This window comes from Knoellia sp. LjRoot47 (genome assembly GCF_964253435.1).
Taxonomy (GTDB): Bacteria; Actinomycetota; Actinomycetes; order Actinomycetales; family Dermatophilaceae; genus Knoellia.
Genome location: NZ_CAXUQS020000001.1, coordinates 1,694,559 through 1,719,215, shown reverse-complemented (window position 1 = coordinate 1,719,215; position 24,657 = coordinate 1,694,559). Strand labels below are relative to the sequence as shown.

Below are 24,657 nucleotides of genomic sequence, written 5' to 3'. Positions count from 1 at the left end.
AACTGGTCACTCGGGTGAGAGCCAGGTCCAGCCGGGGACGTTGCGCAGGATCCAGAACGCCATGATCGCCCAGAACAGGCCGTAGAGCAGCCATGCCGGGGCGGCGGTCATCCGCTGCTCGCCGCGCCACTGGCGTCGGGTCCAGCGCACGAACCCGAGGACCAGGAGGGTGAAGGCGGCCACGGTGAGCGGGTTGCGCTGCAGGGCCTCGAGCACGTGTCCCTCGCTCAGGGCGTGCGTGGCGCGCAAGGTGCCGCAGCCGGGGCAGAAGGTGCCGGTGAGGGCGAGCCAGGGGCAGGTCGGGTAGTTGCCGGGCTGGTTGGGGTCGACGACGTGAGCGACGAGCACGAAGCCCGTCGCGGCGACGGCCGAGGCCGCCGGCCACAGCAGGCGGCGCCCCCGCCCGACCGCGGGGTCGGGAAGCGGGGGCGCCGGCTGCTGTGTCAGGGACGTCGAGATCACATACCCGACGTGTCGGAGCTCATCACGCCGGTGGCGATGAGGACGATGTAGAAGATCGTCGCGATGATGCCGAGGACGAGCGCGATGGTCGCGAACTTCTTCGCCTTGGCGGCCGCGTCGATGGCACCGGCCTGGTCGCCGGAGTTCCACTTGCCGTTGACCTGCGCGGCGAACACGACGGCGGGGATACCGATCGGCCAGCAGCAGAGCAGGCCGAGGATCGCGAGGACGAGGTTGTTGCTGGGCGGCGGGCCGGCGGGAGCGCCACCGTAGCCTCCGGCGGGCGGCGGCGGAGCACCGTAGGCGCCACCGTCGTAGCCACCGCCACCGGGCGGGGGCGGCGGCGTCGACCCACCGTCACCGGGCGGCGGGGGCGGCGGCGTGCTTCCGTAGTCAGACATTCTGTGTCCCTCTCACTGAGACGACGATTCTCGAGTGGGGCGTGCACCCCCCTGGTCGGGTTCCCCGACTGCGGGACATCGTGGCACAGGTCACCGCGCCGTCGAGCGAGACGCACGGGTCCTTCGGGAGATCCGCGCTTTCGTGGTGCGGGCGCCTGATCAGCGACGACGTCGGCGGGCGACCTCGTAGAGGGTGACACCGGTGGCGATGCCGGCGTTGAGCGACTCGACCGCCGACGACATCGGCACCGAGACGATCTGGTCGCAGGTCTCGCGCACGAGCCGGGACAGGCCCTTGCCCTCGGAGCCGACGACGACGACGAGCGGCTCGTCGGCGAGCTCGAGGTCGGGCAGCTCCACGTCGCCGTCCATGTCGAGGCCGACGACGAAGAACCCGGCCTTGCGATAGTCCTCGAGCGCACGGGTGAGGTTGGTGGCCTGCGCGACCGGGATGCGTGCGGCCGCACCGGCGGAGGTCTTCCATGCCGAGGCGGTCATGCCGACCGAGCGGCGGGCGGGCACGACGACACCGTGGCCCCCGAACGCCGCGACCGAGCGCACGATGGCGCCGAGGTTGCGCGGGTCGGTGATGCCGTCGAGGGCGACGACGAGCGGGATGCCGGGCATCTCCGGGTCGATGAGGTCGCTCGGGTGGGCGTAGTCGTAGGGCGGCACCTGGAGCGCGAGGCCCTGGTGCACCGCACCGTCGGTGAGCCGGTCGAGCTCGCCGCGGGGCGTCTCGAGGATGGCGAGGCCGCGCTCGGTCGCGATCTTGAGGGCCTCGCGGACGCGGTCGTCGCTGTCGATGCGTCCGGCGACGTACATCGTCGTCACCGGCACCTCGGCGCGCAGCGCCTCGAGCACCGAGTTGCGGCCGGCGACGACCTCGCTCGACGCCTTGGCCTTGCGCCCGCCGGTGGGACGACCACCGCCGGAGCGGCGCTCGGTGGCCTTGGCCGCCTTGTGGGCCTTGTGGTACGGACGTTCCTCGGCGCGCGGCGTCGGGCCCTTGCCCTCGAGCCCCTTGCGTCGCTGACCACCGGAACCGACGGTGGGCGCCTTCTTGCCACCCTTGCGGATGGCTCCTCGTCGCTGGCTGTTGCCGGCCACGGCTACTCCCCTCGTCCTCTGGTCAACGACCAGCGGGCGCCGGTCGCGGTGTCCTCGATGGTGATGCCGGCCGCCTTGAGCTCGTCACGGATGGCGTCCGACGTGGCCCAGTCGCGGGCCGAGCGGGCGGCGGTGCGCGCGGCGAGCCGCTCGCGCACGAGCACGTCCAGCGCCCCCAGGGCGTCGCTCGAGGAGCTGTCGTCGCTCGACCAGGCGGGGTCCAGCGGGTTGACCCCGAGGATGTCGGTCATGGCAACGACGAGCCCGGCGACCTCGCGGGCCTCGTCGATCTCGCCCTCGTCGAGCGCGGTGTTGCCGCGCGTCACGGCCTCGTGGACGGCGGCGAGGGCACCGGAGACGCCGAGGTCGTCGTCCATCGCCTCGACGAACTCCTCGGGCAGCTTCTCGTCGCCCGCCGGCACGGCCGAGCCGGCCCCGAGCGCGCGGCGCAGGAAGCCTTCGATCCGGTCCACGGCCGCCTCGGCCTCGGCGAGCGAGCCCTCGTGGAACTCGATCATCGAGCGGTAGTGCGCGGCCGTGAGGTAGTAGCGGACCGCGAGCGGGCGGGCCTTCTTGGTGACCTCGTGGATGAGCAGGCTGTTGCCGAGCGACTTGCTCATCTTCTCGCCGCTGATCGTCACCCATGCGTTGTGCATCCACAGTGACGTGAAGGCCAGCCCCGCCGCACGCGACTGGGCCTGCTCGTTCTCGTGGTGCGGGAAGCGCAGGTCGACGCCGCCGCCGTGGATGTCGAAGGCGTCACCGAGGTACTTGCGCGCCATCGCCGAGCACTCCAGGTGCCAGCCCGGGCGACCGCGGCCCCACGGGGTCGGCCAGCTCGCGGACACCGGCTCGTCGGCCTTGCTGCCCTTCCACAGGGCGAAGTCGCGCGGGTCGCGCTTGCCGCGCGGGTCGGCGTCCTCGGCCGCAGCCATGTCGTCGATCTTCTGGTTCGTCACCTCGCCGTATGCCGGCCACGACCGGACGTCGAAGTACACGTCACCCGAGCCGTCCTCGGCGGCGTAGGCGTGGCCGCGCTCGACGAGGGCCTCCATGAGCTCGACCATCTCGGTGATGTGTCCCATGGCGCGGGGCTCGTAGGTCGGGGGCAGCACACCGAGCAGGCGCAGCGCCTCGGACGTCGCGACCTCGTTGCGGTAGGACAGGGCGAACCAGTCCTCGCCGGACTCGGCCGACTTGCGCAGGATCTTGTCGTCGAGGTCGGTGACGTTGCGCACCAGCGTCACGTCGAAGCCGTGCCCCCGAACGAGCCAGCGCCGCAGCACGTCGAACGCCACGGCGAACCGCACATGGCCGATGTGCGGAGGAGCCTGTGTCGTGAGCCCACAGATGTAGATCCCGACCCGGCCTGGCTGCAACGGGACGAAGTCGCGCAGGGCGCGCGACTGGGAGTCGAACAGTCTGAGAGTCACCCGCACAAGGGTACCGGCGGCGCGCAGGCCTCCGGACCACCCGGCATACGGGTCATCGGGTCAGTGACCGCGCGCGATCCACTCGTCCAGATGAGGTGCCTCGGCACCGATCGTCGTGGCGTCGCCGTGCCCGGTGAGGACGACGGTGCCCGGCGGAAGGGTGAGCAACCGCGTGCGGATCGACTCGATGATCGTGTCGAAGCTGCTGAACGACCGGCCGGTCGCTCCCGGACCCCCGTTGAACAGCGTGTCGCCGGTGAAGACGACGTGGAGGGCGGGCACGTGGAAGGAGCAGCTGCCCGGCGAGTGGCCAGGGGTGTGCATGACGCGGAGCGTCACGTCACCGACGTGGAACTCCTGACCGTCGGCCAGCGTGGAGTCGGGGGCGCCGTCCTGAGTGAGCGCCCACACGACTCGGCCGAGCGGGTGGAGGTGGACGTTGGCGCCGGTGTGCTCCTTGAGCTTGTTGGCCACGTTGACGTGGTCGTTGTGCCCGTGGGTGAGCAGGATGGCGCGGACCTTGCGACCGGCGACGGCCGCGAGGATCGCGTCGGCGTCGTGGGCGGCGTCGACGACGACGCACTCGCGCTCGTCACCGACGACCCAGACGTTGTTGTCGACCTCCCACGAGCCACCGTCGAGCTCGAACGTTCCCGAGGTGACGACCCGGTCGATGCGGACGCCCCCGTGCGAGGGAGCGATGGCCGCCGCGTCCACCGGCCGCGGCATCACAGGACCACCACCGAGCGCAGGACCTCTCCGCGTTCCATCTTGTCGAACGCGGACTCCACCTCGTCGAGCGCGATCCGCTCGGACACGAAGGAGTCGAGGTCGAACCGGCCCTGCCGGTAGAGGTCGACGAGCATCGGGAAGTCGCGGCTCGGGAGGCAGTCGCCGTACCAGCTGGACTTGAGGGCCCCACCGCGTCCGAAGATCTCGATCATCGGCAGCGTGACCTGCTTGTCCGGCGTGGGGACACCGACGAGCACGACGGTGCCGGCGAGGTCGCGCGCGTAGAACGCCTGCTCGTAGGTCTCGGGGCGACCGACCGCCTCGACGACGACGTCGGCGCCGAAGCCACCGGTGAGCTCGCGGATCCGCTCGACGACGTCCTCGTCCTTGCCGTTGACGGTGTGGGTCGCGCCGAACGTCCGAGCCGTCGCGAGCTTGGCGTCGTCGACGTCGACCGCGATGATCGTCGTCGCCCCGACCGTGCGTGCGCCGGCGATGGCAGCGTTGCCGACCCCGCCGCAGCCGATGACGGCGATGGACTCGCCGCGCTGGACGCCACCGGTGTTGACGGCCGCACCGAATCCGGCCATGACGCCGCAGCCCAGCAGCCCGACCGCGGCGGCGTCGGCCTCGGGGTCGACCTTGGTGCACTGGCCCGCGGCGACCAGGGTCTTCTCGATGAAGGCCCCGATGCCCAGGGCGGGCGACAGCTCGGTGCCGTCGGTGAGGGTCATCTTCTGGGTCGCGTTCGCGGTGTTGAAGCAGTACCACGGCTTGCCCTTGAGGCAGGCCCGGCACTGGCCGCACACGGCGCGCCAGTTGAGGATGACGAAGTCGCCGGGCGCCACCTCGGTGACGCCCTCGCCCACGGCCTCGACGACGCCCGCGGCCTCGTGCCCCAGCAGGAACGGGAACTCGTCGTTGATGCCGCCCTCGCGGTAGTGCAGGTCGGTGTGGCACACCCCGCACGAGGCGACCTTGACGACGGCCTCACCCGGACCCGGGTCGGGCACGACGACGTCGACGACCTCTACGTCGGCACCCTTGGACAGGGCGACGACTCCCCTCACGGTCTGTGGCACTGAGCCCTCCCATGCGTCGATCCGCGTATGCCGGCCGGCAACCTCGCGGTGGACCTGACCGTGACGTTACCCCGAGTCTGCTCGGCCCGCGATGACGGGTACGACCAGGGCCGACGCCACGGCGGCGACGCCCTCACCCCGGCCGGTGAGTCCCAGCCCGTCGGTCGTCGTCCCGCTCACCGACACCGGCGCCCTACACGCCTGCGAGAGCACCTGCTGGGCCTCGGCCCGGCGGGTGCCGATCTTGGGTCGGTTGCCGATGACCTGGACGGCGACGTTGCCGATCTCGAACCCGGCCGCGCGCACGAGACGGGCCGCCTCGGCGAGCATGCTCGCGCCGGATGCGCCGGCCATCTCGGGGCGGTCGGTCCCGAAGTGCTCGCCGAGGTCGCCGATGCCGGCGGCCGAGAACAGCGCGTCGCAGGCCGCGTGGGCGGCGACGTCGGCGTCGGAGTGCCCGTCGAGCCCGCGCTCACCGGGCCAGTGCAGGCCGGCGATCCAGAGCTCGCGGTCGGACCCCTCGGGGGCGAGGGCATGGACGTCGAACCCGATACCGGTGCGCGGCAGCACGGAGGTCACGAGCCGTCCTTCCAGTCGATCGGGCCGCGGTGCAGCAGGTGCGGCGCCGCCTGGGCCACGGGTTTGACGACGAGCGCGTCGATGTTGACGTGCTGCGGCAGGCCGACGGCGAAGGCGACGCAGGCCGCCACGTCGTCGGCGACGAGCGGACGGTCGACGCCTTCGTAGACCTTGTCGGCCGCGTCGCGGTCACCGTGCAGCCGGGTCAGCGAGAACTCCTCGGTGTGCACCATGCCCGGGCGGACGTCGACGACCCGCACGTGCTCACCGTTGAGCTCGAGACGCAGCGTCTCGGACACGACGGACTCACCGTGCTTCGCGGCGACGTAGCCACCGCCACCGGCGTAGACGCGCTCGCCCGCGATCGAGCTGACGTTGACGATCGTGGCCCGCGGCGACCGGCGCAGCAGCGGCAGCGCCGCCTGCGTGACGCGCACGGTGCCGAGGACGTTGGTGGCGTACATCGCCTCCCACTCGGCGAGGTCCCCACTCTCGACGGGGCTCAGCCCGATGGCGCCGCCAGCGTTGTTGACGAGCACGTCGAGGCGCTCGAGGCCACCGACCCCGGCGGCCACCGCAGCGGCGTCGGTGACGTCGAGCTCGAGGGCCGTGACGGCGTCCCCGAGCTGGGCGACCACGGCGTCGAGGCGGTCGCGACGACGGCCCGCGACGACCACGGCATACCCGTCCTCGACGAGACGGCGGGCGACGGCGGCACCGATGCCGGTGCCACCTCCGGTGACGAGGGCGACGGGTGGCTGGCTCACGGGCCGAGGATACGGCCGGCGCGCTCGAGGTCGTCGGCGGTGGTCACCTTGAAGGCGAGCGCGTCACCGTCGATGACGACGACCCGGCCACCGGCCCGCTCGACGAGGGCGGCGTCGTCGGTCGCCTCGGCCCCAGATGCGTGGGCCTGGGTGAGCATCGTGCGCCGGAAGCCCTGGGGCGTCTGCACCGCGCGCAGGCTCGAGCGCTCGGGGGTCGCGATGACGACCCCGTCGGCGTCGACCTGCTTGATCGTGTCGGTCACGGGCAGCCCGGGGACGACGGCGTCGGCCCCCTCGCGCACGGCGGCCACGAGCCGGTCGAAGAGCGAGGCGGGCGCGAGGCACCGGGCCGCGTCGTGGACGAGCACGACGTCGACGTCGGCGCGCAGGGCGGCGAGCCCCGCCGCCACGGAGTGTGTGCGCTCGGCTCCACCGGCGACAACGGTGACGTCACCGGCGCGCGGGTGCCCGGACACGAGCGCGCCCGCCTCCCGGAGGTGGGAGGCGGGCGCGACGACGACGATCTGTGCGGTGTCGGCAGCCTCGAACGCGCGCGTGACGGCGTGCTCGAGAAGCGTGGTGCCCGCGACGCGGACGAATGCCTTGGGCTGCGCTGCCCTCAGTCTCGTGCCCTGACCTGCGGCGACGAGGACGACACCGACGGAGCCGGATGCTCCGCTCAGGACGCGAGGACCTCGTCGAGGATGGTCTCGGCCTTGTCCTCGTCGGTCTTCTCGGCGAGCGCGAGCTCGGACACGAGGATCTGACGAGCCTTGGAGAGCATGCGCTTCTCGCCGGCGGACAGGCCGCGGTCCTTGTCACGGCGCCAGAGGTCGCGGACGACCTCGGCCACCTTGATGACGTCACCCGACGCGAGCTTCTCGAGGTTGGCCTTGAAGCGGCGCGACCAGTTGGTCGGCTCCTCGGCGAACGGGGCGCGGAGGACCTCGAACACCTTCTCGAGGCCGGCCTTGTCGACGACGTCACGGACGCCGACCAGGTCGCAGTTCTCAGCGGGGACCTCGATGACGAGATCCCCCTGAGCCACCTTGAGCTTGAGGTAGAGCTTCTCGACACCCTTGATGGTGCGCTTGTTGATCTCTTCGATGCGCGCAGCCCCGTGGTGGGGGTACACGACCGTCTCGCCGACCTTGAAAACCATATGCTGTTTGCCCCTTTCGCGACCCCTAGTTTAACACGCCGGGACGGACAGACGGAATCGGCGGAGACGGCATACATGCAGGTCAGGGGCCTGAAATGCGTTGGGCGCCAGCGAAATTGGGGCTTGACACAACGCCGTTCCCATGCCTGCGACGACCGCCGCCCGCCACGTCCGGGGACCCACACGCCCCACCGTGCACGCCCGACCGGCCACCCCTCGCTAGGCTGTGCCCCGTGACGAACGCCGCCTCCACCGCCCCCCGCCACCGCCTCCGCGCCGTCCTCGGTGCCGCCGTGCTCGGCACGACGCTCCTCGGTGGGTGCGCCGTGTTCTCGCCGCAGCAGACCGACTACGCCTACCAGGCCGCCGACGGCGTCAACGCGACCTTCGGGGACCTCGACGTCCGCAACATCGCGGTCATCGCCGACGCCAAGGACGCACCGGGTGCCCTCGTCGGCCAGCTCGTCAACACGAGCGACGAGGACATCGACGTCTCCATCGCCAGCGAGGGCAGCCAGCCGATCGAGGTGACCGTGCCCCGCCACGGCTCGCTGTCGCTCGGCGAGGACGGCGAGAACGCCACCCTGTCGACGGTCACCTCGGCGCCCGGCGACGTGCTCGACGTGCAGGTCTCGACGCGCGCCACCGGGCAGAACGTCGTCTCGGCGCCCGTCCTGCCCGCGCTGGGCTACTACAAGGACGTCACGCCGGCCCCGGAGTCGAGCTCCTCCGCAAGCCCGTCCGCGAGCCCTTCGACGAGCGGCTGACACCCCTTCCGTATGCCGTGAGCCCACCGAGCGCGATCCGCGCCGGTGGGCTTCGTGCTGGGTGGGCCCTCGTGGAGGCGCCCCGGGGTCCCGCGCCTCAGGCCTCGAACTTGTAGCCCAGGCCCCGCACGGTGACGATGTGCTTGGGGTTGGCCGGGTCGGGCTCGACCTTGGCGCGCAGCCGCTTGACGTGGACGTCGAGGGTCTTGGTGTCGCCGACGTAGTCGCTGCCCCACACCCGGTCGATGAGCTGCATGCGGGTGAGCACGCGGCCGGTGTTGCGCAGCAGCATCTCGAGGAGCTCGAACTCCTTGAGCGGGAGCTGGGTGGTCGCGCCGCCGACGGTGACGACGTGGCGCTCGACGTCCATCCGGACCGGCCCGGCCTCGAGGGTCGTGGGCAGCAGCTCCTCGGGCTCGCTGAGCCGGCGCAGCACCGCCTTGATCCGGGCGAGCAGCTCGCGCGAGGAGTAGGGCTTGGTGACGTAGTCGTCCGCGCCGAGCTCGAGCCCGACGACCTTGTCGATCTCGCTGTCCTTCGCGGTGAGCATGATGATCGGCACGGCGGACCTCTGGCGCAGCGAGCGGCAGACGTCGACGCCGGAGAGCCCGGGGAGCATGAGGTCGAGGAGCACGAGGTCCGCGCCGGCGCTGTCGAACTCGGTGAGGGCGTCGTTGCCGTTCTCGGCGACGCTCACCTCGTAGCCCTCCTTGCGCAGGAGGTAGGACAGGGGGTCCGAGAAGGACACTTCGTCCTCGACGACGAGGATGCGGGTCATTGCTTCTGCTCTCCTTGTGCCGTGCCGACCGGCGCCCGGTCGGGGTCCGCCGCGGGCCGGACGGCCGCTGCGGGAAGTCTCATGGTGAACGTCGAGCCGTGCCCCTCTTCGCTCCACACCGAGACGTCGCCGCCGTGGGTGGCGCAGACGTGCTTGACGATGGCGAGGCCGAGCCCGGTGCCCCCGGTGGCCCGTGACCGCGCGGCATCCACCCGGTAGAAGCGCTCGAAGATCCGACTCTGCTCGGGCTCGGGGATGCCCTGGCCCTGGTCGGAGACGGTGATCTCGACGGTGTCGCCGACCCGGCGGGCCGCGACGGCGACGCGCGTGCCGGGCTCGGAGTAGTTCACGGCGTTGGAGACGAGGTTGGCGATGGCGGTGGCGAGCAGCTCGGCGTCACCGAACACGCTGGCCCGCTCGTCGGCGACCTGCTCGAGGCTGATCCGGCGCGCCTCGGCCGCCACCCGGACCCGGTCGACCGCCTCGGCGACGACGGCCGGGATCTGGACGAGCTCAGGCTCGTGGAGCGTGTCGGCGACCTGGAGGCGGGAGAGGTCGACGATCTCCTTGACGAGCCGGGTGAGGCGGGTGGACTCGACCTGGATGCGGGCGGCGAACCGCGAGACCGCCTCGGGGTCGTCGCGGGCGTCGAGCACGGCCTCGGCGAGCAGGGCGATGCCGCCGACGGGGGTCTTGAGCTCGTGCGAGACGTTGGCGACGAAGTCGCGGCGCACCTCCTCGACCCGGCGGGCGTGGGTGTGGTCCTCGGCGAGGATGAGGACGTGCGAGGCACCCAGCGGCGCGACCCGGGCCTTCATCAGGGCGTTGGTGGTCGTGCCGAAGCCACGGGCGAGCTCGAGGTCGACCTCGCGGATCTCGCCGTCACGGCGCACCTGGCGGGCGAGCTGGCGCAGCTCGGTGTGGACGAGCTCGCCGTGTCGCACCAGGCCGTAGCTCACAGCGGACGCCGAGCTGTTGACGACGGCGTCGGAGGCGTCGAGGACGATGGCGATCGACCGCAGCACGGCGAGGACGTCCGTGACGCCGCTCGGCAGCGAGGGCGGCGGAGTCGGCGGGATCGTCGTGAGCGTGCGCTCGCTGAACCGGCTGGCGGCGACGGCGACGGCTCCGATGACGAGCCCCAGCCCGCCACCGACGATCCCGGCGAGCGTCGCATCCACCTGACCAGCCTAATCCGACTCCCACCACGACTTCGGCCACCGACGGCGCGGCCCCGCGCGGGGCACCTCAATGTTCACCTGCGAGGTGGCGGGAGTTCACCGCCTCGTGCCACGCTGCCGACGTCGGCGGCCCACCATGTCTGCGTGCCGCCCGAGCCGAGGCGAGTCATCGCCATGTTGTGAGAGGTCACGTATGCGCAAGGCATTCCACGAAGAGCTGGACCGGGTCACCGAGGGCCTGGTCGAGATGACGCGACTCGCGAGCTCCGCGATGTCGCGCGCGACGACGGCCCTGCTCGACGCCGACGTCCAGCTCGCCGAGTCGGTCATCGGCGCCGACGTCGAGATCGACGCGCTGCGCGAGGAGCTCGACCTGCTCTCGTTCGACCTGCTCGCGCTCCAGCAGCCGGTCGCGACCGACCTCCGCATGGTCGTGACGTCGATGCGCATGAGCTCCGACATCGAGCGCATGGGCGACCTCGCCCGCCACGTCGCCAAGGTCGCCCGGCTGCGCTACCCCAACTCCGCGGTGCCGGCCGAGCTCCGCTCGATCATCCTCGAGATGGGCCAGGTCGCCGAGCGCATCGTCACCAAGGCCGGCTCGGTCATCGCCGCCCGCGACGTCGAGGCCGCCCGCCAGATCGAGCGCGACGACGACGCCATGGACGAGCTGCACCGGCGCCTGTTCGAGCGCCTCGCCTCCGACTCGTGGAACCACCCGGCCGAGACCACGGTCGACATCACGCTCGTCGGCCGCTACTACGAGCGCTTCGGCGACCATGCCGTCTCCGTCGCCCGTCGCGTGGTCTTCCTCGTCACCGGGGCGCACAGCGCCGAGAGCGAAGTGAGCCACGAGGACGAGGAGGACGACGAGGCCTTCCCCGAGACGAAGGTGGAGCCGACCGCCTGACCGGGGCACCCGGCATACCCCGCCTGCGTCCGCAGGGTTGGGAACGAACGCGACCGGTCCTGCGGACGCTGTCGTATGCCGTCCCGCTCAACCTTCCGGCCCGAACTCGCGTTTCTCGTAGGTGAGGTGTCCCAGCGAAGGTGAGGATGGCGGCGTGGACGGAGACGAGGCGGCGTTCGCCGAGTTCGTGACCCGTGAGTGGGCGCGGCTCGTGCGGGTGGCCTACCTGCTCACCGGTGACGTGGGGCGCGCCGAGGACCTCGTGCAGCAGGCCCTCGTCAAGGTCCACCGCCACTGGTCCCGCGTGCACCGCGACGGGTCGCCCTACGCCTACACCCGCGCCGCGGTCGCCAACGAGTCGACGTCGTGGTGGCGGCGACGCCGGGTCACCGAGGACCTGGGCGACGTGCCCGCCGACGCGGACCGCGCCCGCTCGGACGCGTATGCCGTCGTCGACAGTCGCGACGAGCTCGTGCGTGCGCTGCACACCCTGCCGCCACGAATGCGCGCGGTCATCGTGCTGCGGTTCTACGACGACCTCACCGAGCGCGAGACCGCCGAGGCGCTCGGCATGTCGGTGGGCTCGGTCAAGAGCCAGACCTCGCGCGGCCTCGGCCGGCTGCGGCTCGCGATGACCGAGACGTCGACGCCACCCAGCACCCTGCAGACGAACGGAGCCTGAGATGAGCCTCGAGACCGAGCTCCGGGACGCACTGGTCGAGCGCGCCGCGACCGTCGAGTCCACGGTGGCCGACCCCTACGCGAGGGTGCACGCCGCCGTGGCGTCGAACCGCCGCCGCCGGCGTGCCGTCGCGGCCGCCTCGTTCGTCGCCGTCGTCGCACTCGCCGTCGGCGTCCCCACCCTGACGTCACGACTCGGCGACGGACCTGGCGTCACGGTGCCGGCCGCGCGTCCCTCGCTGCCCGAGGCGGGCAGCCCGGTGTGGCGCTCGATCGGTTCGTGGCCGCTGCGGGGAGGCCTCGCCGACGACCGGGCCCTCGTCGACGCGATCGAGACGAAGCTCGAGGGACGCGCGATCTTCGTCGAGGACGTGGGCGCGACGCGGCTCGCGTTGGTGGTCCTCTCCGACCAGCTGGCCGTCGTCGCCGGTCCCCGGGGGTCGGACGTCGAGTCGATGAGCACCACCACGACCATCCCGCTCTCCGAGGTCGCGAGCGACTCACTCACCCTCGCCGGCCAGGGCACGCTCGTCATCCTCACGACCCCCGATCTCAGATCTGCCGATGTCTCGGGCACGCCGACCATCGCCCTCGACGGCACGGTGAGCCGGACCTGGGTGCCCGTGCCGCTCACGGACGGCGTCGGCCGCTCGACCGCCGTGCCACTGACCCAGGTCCGCGTCGGCGAGACGATGGGCAGCCCCCGGTTCACCTTCGGCGAGGACGACAGCCGCTCCGCGCCGCCGCCGTGCGAGGACCCGTGCGGCGCCGACCAGCTCGCGGCCTTCGAGGAGCGCGTGGTCGACGACGAGGTCGCGCGAGCCATGGCGCTCGAGTCCGACCGTGTGCAGACCCGCACGACCTACCGTGGCGAGGTTCCGAGGGATATCGCGGCACGCTTCGTCGGTGGACTCCCGGCCGGTGCACGCACGACGGCGCAGGTCATCGTCAGCACCCTTCCGGGCGGGCAGACGCTGCGGACGGTACAGATCCGCACCGAGTCGCCGGGGCAGAACAGCACCTTCGAGGCCGAGCACCTCAACCCGATCGCCGCGGCCACCGCGGACCAGCGACCCGTCGTCATCAGCGCGCCGGAGAAGGAGGGCGAGGGTCCGCTCACTCTCTGGGTGCTCGCCCAAGGCGCCTCACAGGTCAGGGCCGCATCCCCCCAGCCCAGCGTCTGGCCCTCGTCGGGTGCCGTCCCCGTGGTCGACGGTGTGGCCCGGATCCAGCTGCCGGTCTCGATGCTCACGGTCGAGGAGCAGTACTCGATCGAGGTGCTCGACTCCCGGGGCGCGATCGTCGGCAGCTTCCCCACGACGAGCGGGAACCCCGGACTCGGCGCGTCCTGAGATCGCCGGACCCGTGGGCGGGTCCACGTGGGACCCGCCGTCGCGTCAACGTCCTTGGTTGGCGACCGCCGCGGCGGCCTCGGCGGCCGCCTCGGGGTCGAGGTACTCGCCGGGCTTCGTCGGCATGAAGTCGTCGCCGAGCTCGTAGACGAGGGGCTGGCCGGTGGGGATGTTGAGGGCGGCGATGTCCTCGTCGCTGATGCCGTCGAGGTGCTTGACGAGACCGCGGAGGCTGTTGCCGTGGGCGACGACGAGGACGGTCTCACCGGCGACGAGGTCGTCACGCAGGGGGCCCTCCCAGTAGGGCATGAAGCGCTCGATGACGTCCTTGAGGCACTCGGTGCGGGGCACCTCGATGCCGGCGTAGCGCGGGTCGTCGGTCTGGTCGAACTCGGAGCCGACCTCGATGGGCGGCGGCGGTGTGTCGAACGAGCGGCGCCAGAGCATGAACTGCTCGTCGCCGTACTTCTCACGCGTGGCCGCCTTGTCGAGACCCTGCAGCGCGCCGTAGTGGCGCTCGTTGAGCCGCCAGTCGCGGCGGACCGGGATCCAGTGGCGGTCGGCGGCGTCGAGGGCGAGGTTCGCCGTGGTGATCGCGCGGCGCAGGACGGAGGTGTGGACCACGGTCGGGAGCACACCGCGCTCCTTGAGCAGGCGACCGCCGTTGACGGCCTCCTCGCGCCCCTGGTCGTTGAGGTCGACGTCGACCCAGCCGGTGAAGAGGTTCTTGGCGTTCCACTCGGAGTGGCCGTGCCGCAGCAGGATCAAGGTGTGTGCCATGGCTGCAGCCTAGTGAGAACCCGGAATTCGGCTGAAGCGGTACCCGGGCCTCTGGGCGCATCGGGCATGGGCCGGACCCTCGCGGGTGTGTGGGCGCACCCGGACGACGAGTGCTACGCGATGTACGGGACGGTCGTGCGCCATGCCACCGACCCGGGGTTCCGGCCCGTCGTGGTGCACGCGACCGACGGCGACGCCGGAGAGATCGCCCCCGGCGTCCCCGCGACCCCCGAGACCCTGGGAGCTTGGCGTCGCGCCGAGGACGTGGCGGCGTGGAGGGCTCTCGGGACGGAACCCGATCCCCACGTCTGGCTCGGTCACCCCGACGGCCGGCTGGGGGACGTCGGTGACGGGCTCGTCGACGAGGTGGCCGAGGTCCTGCGGGCCGAGCGTCCCGACGTCGTGGTCACGTTCGGTCCCGACGGCGTCACCGGCCATCCCGACCACGTCGCCATCGGCGCCACCACCGAGCGCGCCTTCCACCGGGTCCGCGACGAGGGAAGCGGGGGCCTGCACCGGTTGCTCTTCGGGTGCATCCCGCGGCGGGCCTGGGCGATCGCCCAGCGCTACCGCGCCCACGCGGGCCTCGGGCCCTGGGACCCGTCGCGGGTCTACGAACTGCGCTCCGTCCCGGACGACGATGTGGGCATCGTCGTGCGGCACCGCGACGGGCTCGACCGGATGCTCGCGGCGCACAAGGAGCACCGCAGCCAGCGTCACGTGATGTTCGACCCCTCGGGCACCGACGAGCAGTGGAAGAACGTCATCTCCCTCGAGACCTGGGCCGTCGCCTGGCCGCCGAGGGATCCCGGGACCGCCGTCCTCACCGACGTCTTCGAGGGCCTGGCCTGACACCGGCCACGACGGCGTCGAGGCGGGAGCGGGAGGCGGGCACTCGGCATACGGGCTCGGCCGTCAGGCCTTGTCGAGGAGGTGACGGAACGCCTCGAGGTTGCGCAGCGACTCGCCACGCGAGACCCGCCAGTCCCACTCCTTCTGCATCGAGGTGAGGAACCCCAGGACGAGGAGGTCGTTGAAGGGAGAGTCGGCCGCCTCGAGCACGACGCCGAGGAGCAGGTCGAGGCGCTCGGCATCGACGCCGGCCGCCGGGACGCGCCCGGTGAGGTAGACGTCGCCGCTGCTGTCGATGGAGTAGGCGAGCCCGGGCAGGCGCAGGTTGCGGCGCAGGAGGCTGCGGTAGAAGGCCTCGTGGTTCTCGTCGGGGTTGCGGATGACGAAGGCCGAGACCGACAGGTCGGAGTCGCCCGCGACGAGCGAGACGACCGTCTTGAGCTTCTTCTCGCCGGGGAGGGTGACGACGTACTCGCCGTCGCGCGCTCCGGGCTCCCACTCGATGCCCGTCTCGGTGAGGTAGGCCTCGATGGTCGAGGTCAGGTCGCTCACGGGATCACCGCGGTCGGGATGCCGGTCAGCACGTCGGAGTCGTTGATCGAGGCGCGCAGCGGGGCCGCGAGCGCGGCGTCGTAGACCGCGGCGAGGCGCTCGGCGGTCGCCTCCCAGGAGAAGTGGGCGGCATGCTCGACGGCCCGGCGGGAGAGCGCGGCGGCGCGGTCGGGGTGGTCGATGACACCCTCGATGGCATCCGCCCAGACGTGCGGGTCGTGGCCGTCGACGAGCACGCCGGCGTCCCCGACGGCCGTGGGCAGACCGCCCACGTCGGTGGCGACGACGACGGCGCCGCAGGCCTGGGCCTCGACGGCGACGAGCCCGAACGACTCGTTGTGCGAGGGCACGGCGACGACGTCGGCGGCGCGCATCCACGTCGCGAGCGTGTCGCGGTCGGTCGGGGGCACGAAGCGCACGAGGTCGGCGATGCCCTCGTCGTCGGCCAGCCGGTCGAGAGCCATCGGCGAGCGCACGGCCGAGCCGCTCGCCCCGCCGAGGATGCCGACGACGAGGCGGCCGCGCAGCGACGGGTTGCGCCGGACGAGGTTGCCGGCAGCACGCAGGAGGACGTCGGGCGCCTTGAGCGGCTGGATGCGCCCCACGAAGAGCAGGAGCACGGCGTCGTCGGGGACGCGCACGGCGGTTCGGGCGGTCGAGCGGTCACCGGACCTGAAGACGTCGAGGTCCACCCCCGGCGAGACGACGTCGACCCGGTCCGGGTCGGCGCCGTAGAGGTCGATGAGATCGCGTGCCTCGCCGGCGGTGTTGGCGACGAGCCGGTCAGCCGCCTCGACGACCTGGGCCTCGCCGATCTCGCGCCCCTTGGGCTCCTCGGCGTCACCTTCGGCGCGGTGGAGGTTCTTGACGCGAGCCATCGTGTGCATCGTGTGGACGAGGGGGACGTCCCAGCGGTCGGCCGCGAGCCAGCCCACCTGGCCCGAGAGCCAGTAGTGCGAGTGGACGAGGTCGTAGTGCCCCTCGGGCGCGTGGGCGGCGACCCGCATCATGCCCGCGGCGAAAGCGCAGAGCTGGCCGGGGAGGTCCTCCTTGTCGAGGCCTTCGTAGGGGCCCGCGGCGATGTGCCGGACGATGACGCCCGGCTCGACCTCGACGATCGGCGCGTCGGACGCGGTGGTCCGGCGGGTGAAGATGTCGACCGCCACTCCCCTGCGGGCCAGCCGTCGTGCCGTCTCGAGGACGTAGACGTTCATGCCGCCCGCGTCACCGGTGCCCGGCTGCGCCAAGGGCGACGTGTGCACCGACACCATCGCGACCCGGCAACGGGGCCGGGCGTCATCGGTCGTCATCTCGTCAGTGTGTCACGCAGCGCCACGCACGGATCAGCTCGGGCGTGGCACACCACTGAGCGTCAGGGTGGCCCGGTTCGACCACACGTGGACGTCGAGCCGGCCGTCCGGGCGGAGGTCGAGCCCACGCGTGCGGATGGCCGGCCCGAGGCCGACGACGGCCCGGCGGGCCGTCGAGAACGCCCGCTGCTCCCCGGCGAGGGGGACGACCCACCACCCCTTGGTGCGCAGGTTGAGGTCCGGCAGTGCCGGGGGCAGCCCGGTCGTCGCGGGCATGGTGTCGAGGTGCACGACGACGGCGTCCGCGCCCTGCACGTGGGCGGTGACGTGCACGCCGGCGGTCGTGAGCAGGAAGGTGAGGCGCAACGGCATGGTGCGCGTCGCCCCGTCGACCTCCCCGTAGACCTCACCGAGGTATGCCGCCCGCCCCGGTTCGATGCGTACCTCGTCGACCCGGACGTGGTCCAGGGTCGCCTCGACGTGCTCGACCGGGTGGTCGTCGCGGTCCTCGACCTCGCCGATGACCGCACTCACCGGGGAGCCTCGCGTGATGGTGTCGACGAGGGTCCCGCTCGCGGCCGAGACCCGGAACCCCGACTGGTAGGCCGCGACGGTGTAGCCCCGGCCCAGGGTGGCGACGCCTCGTGCCGACTGGTCGACGGTGAACAGCCCGGGTGCGACGTCGACGAGCCCACTGTCGGTGCGCAGGACGACGGGCAGCCAGCCCCAGAGGCCGAGGGCGGCGGCCGCGGCCACGGAGACGACGAGCGCCACCATGCTCCGGCTCACGTCGCGGCGGTCACCGCGCACTCCCCATCTGTGCACGTCAGCAGCCTAGGCGTGCAGCACGTGGGTCGGACGCGGGCGTGCGGGCTGCTCGTACGCTGGCCCCGTGGCGAGGACGAGACCGGTCGGGGTGGTGACCCGCGGGACGACCAACCCCAACCGGCTGCGCCGGTGCGACCGGTGGCTCGCCGGACCGGCGTCGTGGCGGCTGCGTCGAGCCGTCAGGGCACCCGTCGTGGTCGACCTCGGCTACGGCGCCTCCCCCGTCACCGCCGTCGAGCTGCACGACCGGCTGCGCCGGGTGCGCGCGGACGTCGAGGTCGTCGGGATCGAGATCGACCCCGAGCGGGTCGCGGCCGGCCGGCTGCTGGAGCGGCCGGGCCTGACGTTCCGCCGGGGCGGGTTCGAGGTGCCGCTGGACGGACGGTCCGCGACGGTCGTGCGCGCCTTCAACGTGCTGCGCCAGTACGACGAGTCCGAGGTCGCCGGCGCGTGGGCGACCGTGTGCTCTCGGCTGGACCCCGACGGCCTGCTCGTCGACGGCACGTGCGACGAGCTCGGACGACTGTCGACATGGGTGGCCGTCGAGCCCGGCGGTCCGGTGAGCCTCACCCTGTCGTGGCACCTGCGCGGGCTCGACACCCCGTCGGCCGTCGCCGAGCGGCTGCCCAAGGCCCTCATCCACCGCAACGTCCCCGGCGAGGGCGTCCACGACTACCTCGCCGACCTCGACCGGCACTGGGCCCGCAGCGCCGGCCACGCGGCATACGGGGTCCGTCAGCGGTTCCTGGCCACGGCGCAGGCGATGCGCGACGCGGGATGGCCCCTGCTCGACGGCCCCTCACGATGGAGGCTCGGCGAGCTCACCGTCGCGTGGGACGCGGTGGCGCCACGGTCAGGAGCTGCGGTTCACCAGGGGCCGTAGGGGCCTTGGTGCGAGCCGGTCCCGCGACCCTGGACGGTCTCGACCGCAGGCCGGACGTCGGCGAGGTAGACCCCGGCGGCGACGATGCCGATGATCGCGAGGAACCCGAGTCCCCTACCCAGCGAGATGAACCCGAGGAGGGTCGCCACACCGGTGACGGCGAGCCAGAAGTTCTTGGTCCGCTTGCCGGCGGCGACGAACGCGTCGGGGCGCGTCTTGAGCGCGTGCACGAGCGCGAAGACCTCGAGGCCCAGGGCAGCGATGGTGATCGCGAGGGTGACGTAGTACTGCGCCGCGCCGAGTCCGAACATGGGTGCAGCCTACGGCGCTGCGCTGTCGACGACGACGGTCACCGGGCCATCGGCCACGAGGTCGATGTCCATGTGCGCACCGAACCGTCCCGTCGCGACGCTCACACCCCGCGCGCGCAGCGCCTCGACGACCTGGGCGACGACGGGCTCGGCGACGTCGCCGGGGGCTGCGGCGTTCCACGAGGGACGGCGGCCCTTCTTCGTGTCGGCGAGCAGGGTGAACTGGCTGACGACGAGCACGGGCGCGCCCGCGTCGGTCACCGACTGCTCACCGTGAAGCAGGCGCAGGTCGGCGATCTTGCGGGCGATGAGCTCGACCTCCGCAGGCCCGTCGTCGTGGCCGACGCCGACGAGGACGAACAACCCGGGCTCGGTGATCTCCCCGACCGTCTCACCCTCGACGACGACCGCGGCGCGGTGCACCCGCTGGAGGACGGCTCTCATGTCGGGACTCGGTCAGATGCCGACGGCGACGACGGAGCCGACCGGCTCCCCGTGACCGAGGATCGGCGCGTCCTCGAGGGCGTCGAGGGCGCCGGTCTCGACACCCAGCCGGCGCAGGACCGCGGCGAGGATGACGGTGCGGGCCCGCTGGCCGCCGTCGGCGACCTTGAGGGCGATGCCGCGACCGTCGGCCAGCCCGACGGCATACACGGCTTCGGCCCCGTCCTTGGCGATCGCGCCGGGGGTGCGCTGGATGAACGTCGTGACGTCGCGGCGGCTGCCCCCGAGGTACTCGGGGTGGCTGCGGATCGCGTCGGCGACGCGGGCCTCGTCGGTGCCGGCCTCGGCCGAGGCGATCCGGCCGAAGGCGCGGGCGAGCCCCGCGAGCGAGACGGCCATGACCGGTGCACCGCAGCCGTCGACGGCCGTCGCGGCCACGGGCTCGCCCGCGAGCTCGGCGAGGGTCGCGTCGCAGGCGCGCTGCAGCGGGTGGTCGACGTCGAGGTATGCCGTGTGGTCCCAGCCGTTGGCGACGCAGGTCGCGAGCATGCCGGCGTGCTTGCCCGAGCAGTTCTGCGCGAGCGACTCCTTGCCTTGGCCGGCCCGGATCCAGTCGAGCCGGGCCTCGTCGTCGACGGGGTAGTCCGGCGTGTTCTGGAGGTCGCGCACCGTGAGGCCGGCGCCGTCGAGGATCTGGCGCACGGCGTCGAGGTGGAACGGCTCGCCGGAGTGGCTCGCACAGGTGAGCGCGAGGTGGTGCGGCGCGAGGTCGAGGCCGTGGCGCACCATGGCGAGGGCCTGGACCGGCTTGTTCGAGGACCGCGGGAAGACCGGGTCGGTCGCGTTGCCGAGCTCGAGCTCGACGGAGCCGTCGGGGGCGGTGACGGCCACGCTCGCCCGGTGGGCGGATTCGACGAAGCCGCCCCGGATCGCTTGCGCGAGCACCGGGGCGGCGTCGAGGACGGCAGGGGTGGACAGGTTCTGGGCGCTCACACAGCCCAGACTATGTCCGCTCCGGCTTGGGTCAGTCGCCGACCTTCTCGGCAGCCTTCTCGGCGGCCTTGGTCGAGGTGGTGGCGGTCTTCTTCGCCGCGGTCGTCGTCGCCTTGGCGCGGGTCGTGGTCTTCTTGGCGGCCTTGGTCGCGGTGGTGCTGGTGCGCTTGGCGGCGGTGCGGGTGCGCTTGGCCGACGCCTTGATGTCGGTCGCGGCGACCTCGGCGTCCTCACGGACGGTGTCGACGACGATCTCGGCGACGTGGGCGGCCTCCTGGCGACCGGTGGTGAAGGTCGCGAGGGCGGAGGTGCGCACGTCGAGGACGGCCTTGCGGGCGGTCGTGACGGCGCCCTTGCCGAGCGAGAGGGTGACCTCGGCCTGCTCGACGAGGTCCTTGGTGGCCTTCTGGTTCTTGATGCGGGTCACGAGCTTCTCGCCGCGGGTCGCGAGACCCTCGTAGCCCTTGGTGACCTCGTCGAGGGTGGCGACACCCTGGTCGAGGGCCTTGGTCGGGAGGGCGCGGACGTCGTCGATGACGACGCCGGCGCGCTTGGAGACCTCGTCGGCGCGCTTGCTGAAGGCGGTGGGGGTGAGCTCGGCGCGCACCTTGTCGGCGCGGACGCGGGCGTCGGCGGCGGCCTTGTCGGCGCGCAGGCGGGCCCCACGGGCGCGCTCGACAGCGAGGTCCGTGGCGCCGACGACGGCGAACAGCGGGCTGGTGGGCTTCTTGGCGGTGGTCTTGGTGGCCATGTGTTCCTCCTGGGTGAAGGTGGTGCTTCGGACGGTTGAGGGCGTCAGGGCGTGCGGTCGGTGCCGACGAAAGACTCGTAGACGTCGACCAGGGTCGCCTTCTGACGGGCGGTGAGGACGGGGTCGGCAGCGATGGCGTCCCGCACGGTGGGCGTGGCGGCCTCGGCGTCGTGGTGCTCGTCGAGGATCCCGGCCTTGACGTAGAGCGTCTCGGCCGACACCTCCAGCCCTTTGGCCAGCTGCTGGAGGATCTCGGCGCTCGGGCGCTTGAGTCCTCGCTCGATCTGGCTGAGGTACGGGTTGGAGATGCCCGCGAGCTCGGAGAGCTGACGCAGCGACAGACGGTGCGACAGACGCTGCTCACGCAGGTAGTCGCCCAGTCCGGCGAGGTCGTTCAGCGGGTTCCGGCTCATGCATCCATTGTGCTTGCTCCAGTTAGCAGAATGCAAACCGGGGCAAGCGTGACGGTGGCCACACCGTGTCCGACAGGCGACATGGACATGCCGTGAGATTCTGTCTGACATAATCTGCGGTTATGTCTTTGCGCGAGGCCCTGACCTTCCCCAACCCCGTCAACGAGAAGGCCGCCCGGTCCGTCGCGGCCGGTGTCGTCGTCCTCGCCACCCTCACGCTCGTCACCCAGTTGTGGTGGCTCGCGGTGCTGCTCGCCGCCGGCTTCGCCCTCCGGGTCGCGGGCGGGCCGCGCTACAGCCCCCTCGGCCGGCTCGCCGTCCACGTCGTCGCGCCCCGGTTCGGGCACCCCCGGTGGGTTCCTGGACCGCCGAAGCGCTTCGCCCAGGCCGTTGGCCTCGCGACCAGCGCCGCCGCCGCGGTGGCCGCCCTCGCCTTCGGCGCGACGACCGTGGCCTCGGTGCTGCTCGGCGTGCTCGTCGTCTTCGCGCTGCTCGAGTCCGCGGTCGGGTTCTGCGCAGGCTGCTGGGCGTTCGGTCACCTCATGCGGCTCGGCGTCATCCCCGAGGAGACCTGCGCGGCGTGCAACGACATCACCCTGCGCCAGCGCGACAGGGAGAACGCCACCCAGCCCGCCTGACCCCAGACCGCTCCGCCACTGCACCGCACCAACTTTTGCTCCCCAGGAGGGAACCTTCGGCATCCGGAGGGAAACCTTCCCTCCGGACCCTCAACCTTCCCTCCCCAGGAGCAAAACTTGAGGTCGAGGGCGGGTGGGTCAGCGGCGCTTGATGCCGAGGAGCTCGCGGGCCTGAGACGTCGTCATCGGCGGGCGCTGCATCGTCGTGGCCAGCTCGGCCGCGCGGGTCACGAGCTCGGCGTTGTGCTGCACCTGCTGACCGCGGGCGAAGACGATGTTGTCCTCCATGCCCACCCGCAGGTGGCCCCCGGCCGAGAGCGCGGCGGCGAGCACGGGCAGATGGGTCCGGCCGATGCCCGTCGCTGACCACGACGTCACCTCGTCGGGGAGCATCTCGACACCGGCCATGAGCGCCGCCGCGGTGCCCGGCATCGCACCCGGCACGCCGAGGACGAAGTCGACGTGGACCCTGCCCCCGAACGGCAGCCCGTGGGTGTCGAGGAGCCGGCGCAGCGCGTGCACGTGGCCGAGCTCGAACAGCTCGAACTCGGGCACGACCTCCCGCTCCTGCGCCTGGACGTACAGGTCGGACATGAAGCCCCACGGGTTGAGGAACACGTCGTCGCCGAAGTTCGTCGTGCCGCAGGTCAGCGAGCACGAGTCCGGCTCGGCGTCGAGCACGGTGAGGCGCTGCTCCAGCGGGTCGTGCACCGAGCCGCCGGTCGAGAGCTGGACGACGAGGTCGGTCTCGGAGCGGATCGCGTCGACGGCGTCCTTGAGCCGGCCGCCGTCGAGAGTGGGGCGGTGCTCACCGTCGCGGATGTGGAGGTGGATGAGGGCTGCGCCCGCCGCCTCGCAGGAGCGCGCCGTCTCGACGAGCTCCTCGAGCGTCGTCGGCAGCTGCGGCACGTCGGCCTTGGCGTGCTCGGCGCCGGTGGGAGCGACGGTGATGAGGGTGGCGGGTGCAGCGGCTGGCATGGCGTCAGTGTGCCAGCGCCGCCGGGCACCCCCGAGCCCAGCCGGGGTCAGGGGGTGACGATGACCGTCTGCGCGCCGGCGACCGTGCCAGCGACGAGGTCGGCGTCGGCCGGAGTGTTGCGCTTGATCACCGCGAGGGCGATCGGGCCGTCCTCGTGGTGGCGGGCGACCGTCGTGAGCCGCCCGACGACCCGCCCGTCGAGGGTGAGCTCGTCGCCGGCGACGGGGAGCACGTGCCCGGACCCGTCGAGGTGGAGGAAGACGATGCGCCGCGGCGGACGGCCGAGGTTGTGGACCCGGGCGATCGTCTCCTGGCCCCGGTAGCAGCCCTTGTGCAGGTGCACCGCCGTCCGCAGCCAGTCGAGCTCGTGCGCGATGGTCCGGTGGTCGGTCTCGAACCCCAGCCGCGGACGCCATGCGGCGACGCGCAGCGCCTCGGCCGCCCAGGTGCCGGCGAGCGGCCGGTCACCCACGGCGGCCTCGAGGTCCTCGCGGGGCACGATGAGCTCGCGCCACCGACGCGCCTCACCCGGGTGCCCCGTCTCCGGCCCGTATGCCGCGGTGTCACCGACGAGGTTCGGCCACGGGTCGACCCACGCGACCGGCTCACCCTCGACACTGGCGGCCGAGAGCGGCTCGCCGAGGACGGCATACGACGCGGTGACGTCGGCGACCTCGACGCGGAGCATGAAGCGCATCGAGTCCAGCCACGTGACGAGCGCCGGGGCGGTGCCGGGCTCGACGGTGATCCACGTCGTCTCGCCGTCGTCGACGACGTGGAGGACGTGCTCGATGTGGCCCTTGGGCGACAGGACGAGCGACTCGGTCGAGACGCGCGGGGCGAGACCGGTGAGCTGTTGCGAGGTGATCGAGTGCAGCCACGACAGGCGGTCGGGCCCGGTGACCGTGACGACGCCGCGGTGCGACAGGTCGACGACGGCGAGCCCCTCCTCGAGGAGCCGCTGCTCGCGCCCGGGGTCGCCGTAGTGGGCGGCCACACCGGCGTCGGTCCCCTCACCGGCGACGGCGCCGGGACGGTCGAGCAGCGGGGAGGTGGGGAGAGTGACGGTGTCGGTCATGACGTCTTCCTGCAGGAGCGGCAGAGGCCGTGGATGGCGGCGTGGGTGACGTCCGCCTCGAACCCGAGAGAACGGTCGAGACGGGCCACGAATTCCTCGGCGACGCTCGTGGGCGCCTCGCCGACGGAGCCGCACTGACGGCAGACCACGTGGATGTGGGTGGCGTGCGAGGTGAGGTGATAGCTCGGCACGCGGTGGTCGACGTGCGTGTGGGTGACGAGGCCGAGGTCCGAGAGCGCCTCGAGCGAGCGGTAGACCGTGGAGAGCGCCATGGGCGCCTCGCTCCGGGCCGACACGGCCTCGACGATCTGCTCCGGCGTCGCGTGGCCGAGCGACTCGACCGCGTCGAGGACCTGCTGGCGCTGCGGCGTGAGCCGCCTCCCGGCGGCCCGCAGTCGCGTGCCGAGGTCACTCACGCCCCCAAGTATGCCGCTCGCACGACGGTGCG

31 protein-coding genes are annotated in these 24,657 nt (G+C 72.2%); 7 read left to right on the top strand and 24 right to left on the bottom strand.

Features of this window, described 5'->3' with window-relative positions:
• Nucleotides 1-6: 6 nt before the first annotated feature.
• From ACSQ11_RS08450 to ACSQ11_RS08405, 10 genes are all read right to left on the bottom strand, one after another.
• Nucleotides 7-462, bottom strand: coding sequence for a DUF2752 domain-containing protein (locus ACSQ11_RS08450; RefSeq protein WP_436004694.1), 456 nt, complete (start codon nucleotides 460-462; stop codon nucleotides 7-9).
• Nucleotides 459-863, bottom strand: a complete 405-nt coding sequence (locus ACSQ11_RS08445) for a CD225/dispanin family protein (RefSeq protein WP_436004693.1) — start codon at nucleotides 861-863, stop codon at nucleotides 459-461. Before ACSQ11_RS08445 ends, ACSQ11_RS08450 begins: the two co-directional genes overlap by 4 nt.
• A 159-nt stretch (nucleotides 864-1,022) precedes the next feature.
• Nucleotides 1,023-1,973, bottom strand: a complete 951-nt coding sequence (rlmB, locus tag ACSQ11_RS08440; protein WP_436004692.1) for a 23S rRNA (guanosine(2251)-2'-O)-methyltransferase RlmB — start codon at nucleotides 1,971-1,973, stop codon at nucleotides 1,023-1,025.
• 2 nt (nucleotides 1,974-1,975) lie between these two features.
• Nucleotides 1,976-3,406: a cysteine--tRNA ligase gene (gene cysS / locus ACSQ11_RS08435; protein WP_436004691.1), complete on the bottom strand. Its 1,431-nt coding sequence runs from the start codon at nucleotides 3,404-3,406 to the stop codon at nucleotides 1,976-1,978.
• 60 nt (nucleotides 3,407-3,466) lie between these two features.
• Nucleotides 3,467-4,135: an MBL fold metallo-hydrolase gene (locus ACSQ11_RS08430; RefSeq protein ID WP_436004690.1), complete on the bottom strand. Its 669-nt coding sequence runs from the start codon at nucleotides 4,133-4,135 to the stop codon at nucleotides 3,467-3,469.
• Nucleotides 4,135-5,220 (bottom strand): S-(hydroxymethyl)mycothiol dehydrogenase, encoded by a 1,086-nt coding sequence (locus tag ACSQ11_RS08425; RefSeq protein ID WP_436004689.1) that lies wholly within the window; start codon nucleotides 5,218-5,220, stop codon nucleotides 4,135-4,137. The genes ACSQ11_RS08430 and ACSQ11_RS08425 overlap by 1 nt, the downstream gene beginning before the upstream one ends.
• A gap of 66 nt (nucleotides 5,221-5,286) precedes the next feature.
• The gene (gene ispF, locus ACSQ11_RS08420) at nucleotides 5,287-5,799 is read right to left on the bottom strand and encodes a 2-C-methyl-D-erythritol 2,4-cyclodiphosphate synthase (RefSeq protein ID WP_436004688.1); all 513 of its coding nucleotides are present in this window, start codon (nucleotides 5,797-5,799) and stop codon (nucleotides 5,287-5,289) included.
• Nucleotides 5,796-6,566, bottom strand: coding sequence for an SDR family oxidoreductase (locus ACSQ11_RS08415; RefSeq protein WP_436004687.1), 771 nt, complete (start codon nucleotides 6,564-6,566; stop codon nucleotides 5,796-5,798). Before ACSQ11_RS08415 ends, ispF begins: the two co-directional genes overlap by 4 nt.
• Nucleotides 6,563-7,249, bottom strand: coding sequence for a 2-C-methyl-D-erythritol 4-phosphate cytidylyltransferase (ispD, locus tag ACSQ11_RS08410; RefSeq protein ID WP_436006729.1), 687 nt, complete (start codon nucleotides 7,247-7,249; stop codon nucleotides 6,563-6,565). Before ispD ends, ACSQ11_RS08415 begins: the two co-directional genes overlap by 4 nt.
• A complete protein-coding gene (locus ACSQ11_RS08405) occupies nucleotides 7,246-7,728 on the bottom strand; it encodes a CarD family transcriptional regulator (protein WP_056139333.1) in 483 nt (160 codons plus the stop codon). The genes ispD and ACSQ11_RS08405 overlap by 4 nt, the downstream gene beginning before the upstream one ends.
• A gap of 233 nt (nucleotides 7,729-7,961) precedes the next feature.
• Here ACSQ11_RS08405 and ACSQ11_RS08400 point away from each other — a divergent pair, with 233 nt between their 5' ends.
• Entirely contained in the window at nucleotides 7,962-8,495 is a 534-nt protein-coding gene (locus ACSQ11_RS08400; protein ID WP_436004686.1) for a hypothetical protein, read from the top strand.
• A 97-nt stretch (nucleotides 8,496-8,592) separates the two neighbouring features.
• Here ACSQ11_RS08400 and ACSQ11_RS08395 read toward each other — a convergent pair whose 3' ends face one another.
• The gene (locus tag ACSQ11_RS08395) at nucleotides 8,593-9,273 is read right to left on the bottom strand and encodes a response regulator (protein WP_436004685.1); all 681 of its coding nucleotides are present in this window, start codon (nucleotides 9,271-9,273) and stop codon (nucleotides 8,593-8,595) included.
• Nucleotides 9,270-10,454, bottom strand: a complete 1,185-nt coding sequence (locus ACSQ11_RS08390; RefSeq protein WP_436004684.1) for a sensor histidine kinase — start codon at nucleotides 10,452-10,454, stop codon at nucleotides 9,270-9,272. The genes ACSQ11_RS08395 and ACSQ11_RS08390 overlap by 4 nt, the downstream gene beginning before the upstream one ends.
• 193 nt (nucleotides 10,455-10,647) lie before the next feature.
• On the opposite strand from ACSQ11_RS08390, the gene phoU reads away from it, so the two are divergent.
• The 3 genes from phoU to ACSQ11_RS08375 all read left to right on the top strand — a co-directional run bounded on the left by phoU (nucleotide 10,648) and on the right by ACSQ11_RS08375 (nucleotide 13,397).
• Nucleotides 10,648-11,364: a phosphate signaling complex protein PhoU gene (phoU, locus tag ACSQ11_RS08385; protein ID WP_436004683.1), complete on the top strand. Its 717-nt coding sequence runs from the start codon at nucleotides 10,648-10,650 to the stop codon at nucleotides 11,362-11,364.
• A gap of 154 nt (nucleotides 11,365-11,518) precedes the next feature.
• Nucleotides 11,519-12,046: a SigE family RNA polymerase sigma factor gene (locus tag ACSQ11_RS08380; protein WP_436004682.1), complete on the top strand. Its 528-nt coding sequence runs from the start codon at nucleotides 11,519-11,521 to the stop codon at nucleotides 12,044-12,046.
• A 1-nt stretch (nucleotide 12,047) separates the two neighbouring features.
• On the top strand, nucleotides 12,048-13,397 hold the full coding sequence (locus tag ACSQ11_RS08375) for a hypothetical protein (RefSeq protein ID WP_436004681.1): 1,350 nt from the start codon (nucleotides 12,048-12,050) through the stop codon (nucleotides 13,395-13,397).
• Nucleotides 13,398-13,442: 45 nt separating this feature from the next.
• On the opposite strand, the gene ACSQ11_RS08370 is transcribed toward ACSQ11_RS08375, so the two are convergent.
• A complete protein-coding gene (locus tag ACSQ11_RS08370) occupies nucleotides 13,443-14,177 on the bottom strand; it encodes a phosphoglyceromutase (RefSeq protein WP_436004680.1) in 735 nt (244 codons plus the stop codon).
• Between the two features lie 66 nt (nucleotides 14,178-14,243).
• On the opposite strand from ACSQ11_RS08370, the gene ACSQ11_RS08365 reads away from it, so the two are divergent.
• Complete coding sequence (locus ACSQ11_RS08365; RefSeq protein WP_436004679.1) at nucleotides 14,244-15,029, top strand: PIG-L deacetylase family protein; 786 nt, start codon at nucleotides 14,244-14,246, stop codon at nucleotides 15,027-15,029.
• 63 nt (nucleotides 15,030-15,092) lie between these two features.
• On the opposite strand, the gene ACSQ11_RS08360 is transcribed toward ACSQ11_RS08365, so the two are convergent.
• The 3 genes from ACSQ11_RS08360 to ACSQ11_RS08350 are packed head-to-tail and all read right to left on the bottom strand — an operon-like array spanning nucleotide 15,093 to nucleotide 17,716.
• A complete protein-coding gene (locus tag ACSQ11_RS08360; protein WP_436004678.1) occupies nucleotides 15,093-15,581 on the bottom strand; it encodes a YbjN domain-containing protein in 489 nt (162 codons plus the stop codon).
• Complete coding sequence (gene mshA, locus ACSQ11_RS08355; protein ID WP_436004677.1) at nucleotides 15,578-16,891, bottom strand: D-inositol-3-phosphate glycosyltransferase; 1,314 nt, start codon at nucleotides 16,889-16,891, stop codon at nucleotides 15,578-15,580. Before mshA ends, ACSQ11_RS08360 begins: the two co-directional genes overlap by 4 nt.
• 33 nt (nucleotides 16,892-16,924) lie before the next feature.
• Nucleotides 16,925-17,716 carry a hypothetical protein gene (locus ACSQ11_RS08350; protein WP_436004676.1) on the bottom strand — a complete coding sequence of 264 codons (792 nt, stop codon included), beginning with the start codon at nucleotides 17,714-17,716 and terminating at the stop codon, nucleotides 16,925-16,927.
• A 67-nt stretch (nucleotides 17,717-17,783) separates the two neighbouring features.
• On the opposite strand from ACSQ11_RS08350, the gene ACSQ11_RS08345 reads away from it, so the two are divergent.
• Nucleotides 17,784-18,602 carry a class I SAM-dependent methyltransferase gene (locus ACSQ11_RS08345; RefSeq protein WP_436004675.1) on the top strand — a complete coding sequence of 273 codons (819 nt, stop codon included), beginning with the start codon at nucleotides 17,784-17,786 and terminating at the stop codon, nucleotides 18,600-18,602.
• Here ACSQ11_RS08345 and ACSQ11_RS08340 read toward each other — a convergent pair.
• Genes ACSQ11_RS08340 through ACSQ11_RS08320 form a run of 5 tightly spaced genes read right to left on the bottom strand, consistent with a single transcriptional unit; the run spans nucleotide 18,587 to nucleotide 21,514 of the window.
• The gene (locus ACSQ11_RS08340; protein ID WP_436004674.1) at nucleotides 18,587-18,913 is read right to left on the bottom strand and encodes a DUF2516 family protein; all 327 of its coding nucleotides are present in this window, start codon (nucleotides 18,911-18,913) and stop codon (nucleotides 18,587-18,589) included. The two genes, ACSQ11_RS08345 and ACSQ11_RS08340, sit on opposite strands and share 16 nt — an antisense overlap.
• Nucleotides 18,914-18,922: 9 nt before the next feature.
• Nucleotides 18,923-19,357, bottom strand: a complete 435-nt coding sequence (dtd, locus tag ACSQ11_RS08335) for a D-aminoacyl-tRNA deacylase (protein ID WP_436004673.1) — start codon at nucleotides 19,355-19,357, stop codon at nucleotides 18,923-18,925.
• Between the two features lie 12 nt (nucleotides 19,358-19,369).
• A complete protein-coding gene (locus ACSQ11_RS08330; protein WP_436004672.1) occupies nucleotides 19,370-20,350 on the bottom strand; it encodes an asparaginase in 981 nt (326 codons plus the stop codon).
• A 31-nt stretch (nucleotides 20,351-20,381) separates the two neighbouring features.
• Nucleotides 20,382-21,101 (bottom strand): hypothetical protein, encoded by a 720-nt coding sequence (locus tag ACSQ11_RS08325; RefSeq protein ID WP_436004671.1) that lies wholly within the window; start codon nucleotides 21,099-21,101, stop codon nucleotides 20,382-20,384.
• 44 nt (nucleotides 21,102-21,145) lie between these two features.
• Complete coding sequence (locus ACSQ11_RS08320) at nucleotides 21,146-21,514, bottom strand: helix-turn-helix domain-containing protein (RefSeq protein WP_436004670.1); 369 nt, start codon at nucleotides 21,512-21,514, stop codon at nucleotides 21,146-21,148.
• Between the two features lie 122 nt (nucleotides 21,515-21,636).
• On the opposite strand from ACSQ11_RS08320, the gene ACSQ11_RS08315 reads away from it, so the two are divergent.
• Nucleotides 21,637-22,152, top strand: coding sequence for a DUF4395 domain-containing protein (locus tag ACSQ11_RS08315; protein WP_436004669.1), 516 nt, complete (start codon nucleotides 21,637-21,639; stop codon nucleotides 22,150-22,152).
• A 138-nt stretch (nucleotides 22,153-22,290) separates the two neighbouring features.
• On the opposite strand, the gene ACSQ11_RS08310 is transcribed toward ACSQ11_RS08315, so the two are convergent.
• From ACSQ11_RS08310 to ACSQ11_RS08300, 3 genes are read right to left on the bottom strand one after another with little or no spacing between them, the layout of a single operon-like run.
• Nucleotides 22,291-23,130: a 3-keto-5-aminohexanoate cleavage protein gene (locus tag ACSQ11_RS08310; protein WP_436004668.1), complete on the bottom strand. Its 840-nt coding sequence runs from the start codon at nucleotides 23,128-23,130 to the stop codon at nucleotides 22,291-22,293.
• 47 nt (nucleotides 23,131-23,177) lie between these two features.
• Entirely contained in the window at nucleotides 23,178-24,209 is a 1,032-nt protein-coding gene (gene ygfZ, locus ACSQ11_RS08305; protein WP_436004667.1) for a CAF17-like 4Fe-4S cluster assembly/insertion protein YgfZ, read from the bottom strand.
• Nucleotides 24,206-24,625: a Fur family transcriptional regulator gene (locus ACSQ11_RS08300; RefSeq protein ID WP_436004666.1), complete on the bottom strand. Its 420-nt coding sequence runs from the start codon at nucleotides 24,623-24,625 to the stop codon at nucleotides 24,206-24,208. The genes ygfZ and ACSQ11_RS08300 overlap by 4 nt, the downstream gene beginning before the upstream one ends.
• Between the last annotated feature and the right edge of the window lie 32 nt (nucleotides 24,626-24,657).

Excerpts from the sequence above, each read along its gene's own strand:
- ACSQ11_RS08445 (WP_436004693.1), bottom strand. The coding sequence starts at position 863 with ATGTCTGACTACGGAAGCACGCCGCCGCCCCCGCCGCCCGGTGACGGT.
- ACSQ11_RS08430 (WP_436004690.1), bottom strand. The coding sequence starts at position 4,135 with ATGCCGCGGCCGGTGGACGCGGCGGCCATCGCTCCCTCGCACGGGGGC.
- ACSQ11_RS08405 (WP_056139333.1), bottom strand. The coding sequence starts at position 7,728 with ATGGTTTTCAAGGTCGGCGAGACGGTCGTGTACCCCCACCACGGGGCT.
- ACSQ11_RS08395 (WP_436004685.1), bottom strand. The coding sequence starts at position 9,273 with ATGACCCGCATCCTCGTCGTCGAGGACGAAGTGTCCTTCTCGGACCCC.
- phoU (WP_436004683.1), top strand. The coding sequence starts at position 10,648 with ATGCGCAAGGCATTCCACGAAGAGCTGGACCGGGTCACCGAGGGCCTG.
- ACSQ11_RS08375 (WP_436004681.1), top strand. The coding sequence starts at position 12,048 with ATGAGCCTCGAGACCGAGCTCCGGGACGCACTGGTCGAGCGCGCCGCG.
- ACSQ11_RS08370 (WP_436004680.1), bottom strand. The coding sequence starts at position 14,177 with ATGGCACACACCTTGATCCTGCTGCGGCACGGCCACTCCGAGTGGAAC.
- ACSQ11_RS08365 (WP_436004679.1), top strand. The coding sequence starts at position 14,244 with ATGGGCCGGACCCTCGCGGGTGTGTGGGCGCACCCGGACGACGAGTGC.
- mshA (WP_436004677.1), bottom strand. The coding sequence starts at position 16,891 with ATGACGACCGATGACGCCCGGCCCCGTTGCCGGGTCGCGATGGTGTCG.
- ACSQ11_RS08340 (WP_436004674.1), bottom strand. The coding sequence starts at position 18,913 with ATGTTCGGACTCGGCGCGGCGCAGTACTACGTCACCCTCGCGATCACC.
- dtd (WP_436004673.1), bottom strand. The coding sequence starts at position 19,357 with ATGAGAGCCGTCCTCCAGCGGGTGCACCGCGCCGCGGTCGTCGTCGAG.
- ACSQ11_RS08325 (WP_436004671.1), bottom strand. The coding sequence starts at position 21,101 with ATGGCCACCAAGACCACCGCCAAGAAGCCCACCAGCCCGCTGTTCGCC.
- ACSQ11_RS08320 (WP_436004670.1), bottom strand. The coding sequence starts at position 21,514 with ATGAGCCGGAACCCGCTGAACGACCTCGCCGGACTGGGCGACTACCTG.
- ACSQ11_RS08315 (WP_436004669.1), top strand. The coding sequence starts at position 21,637 with ATGTCTTTGCGCGAGGCCCTGACCTTCCCCAACCCCGTCAACGAGAAG.
- ACSQ11_RS08310 (WP_436004668.1), bottom strand. The coding sequence starts at position 23,130 with ATGCCAGCCGCTGCACCCGCCACCCTCATCACCGTCGCTCCCACCGGC.
- ygfZ (WP_436004667.1), bottom strand. The coding sequence starts at position 24,209 with ATGACCGACACCGTCACTCTCCCCACCTCCCCGCTGCTCGACCGTCCC.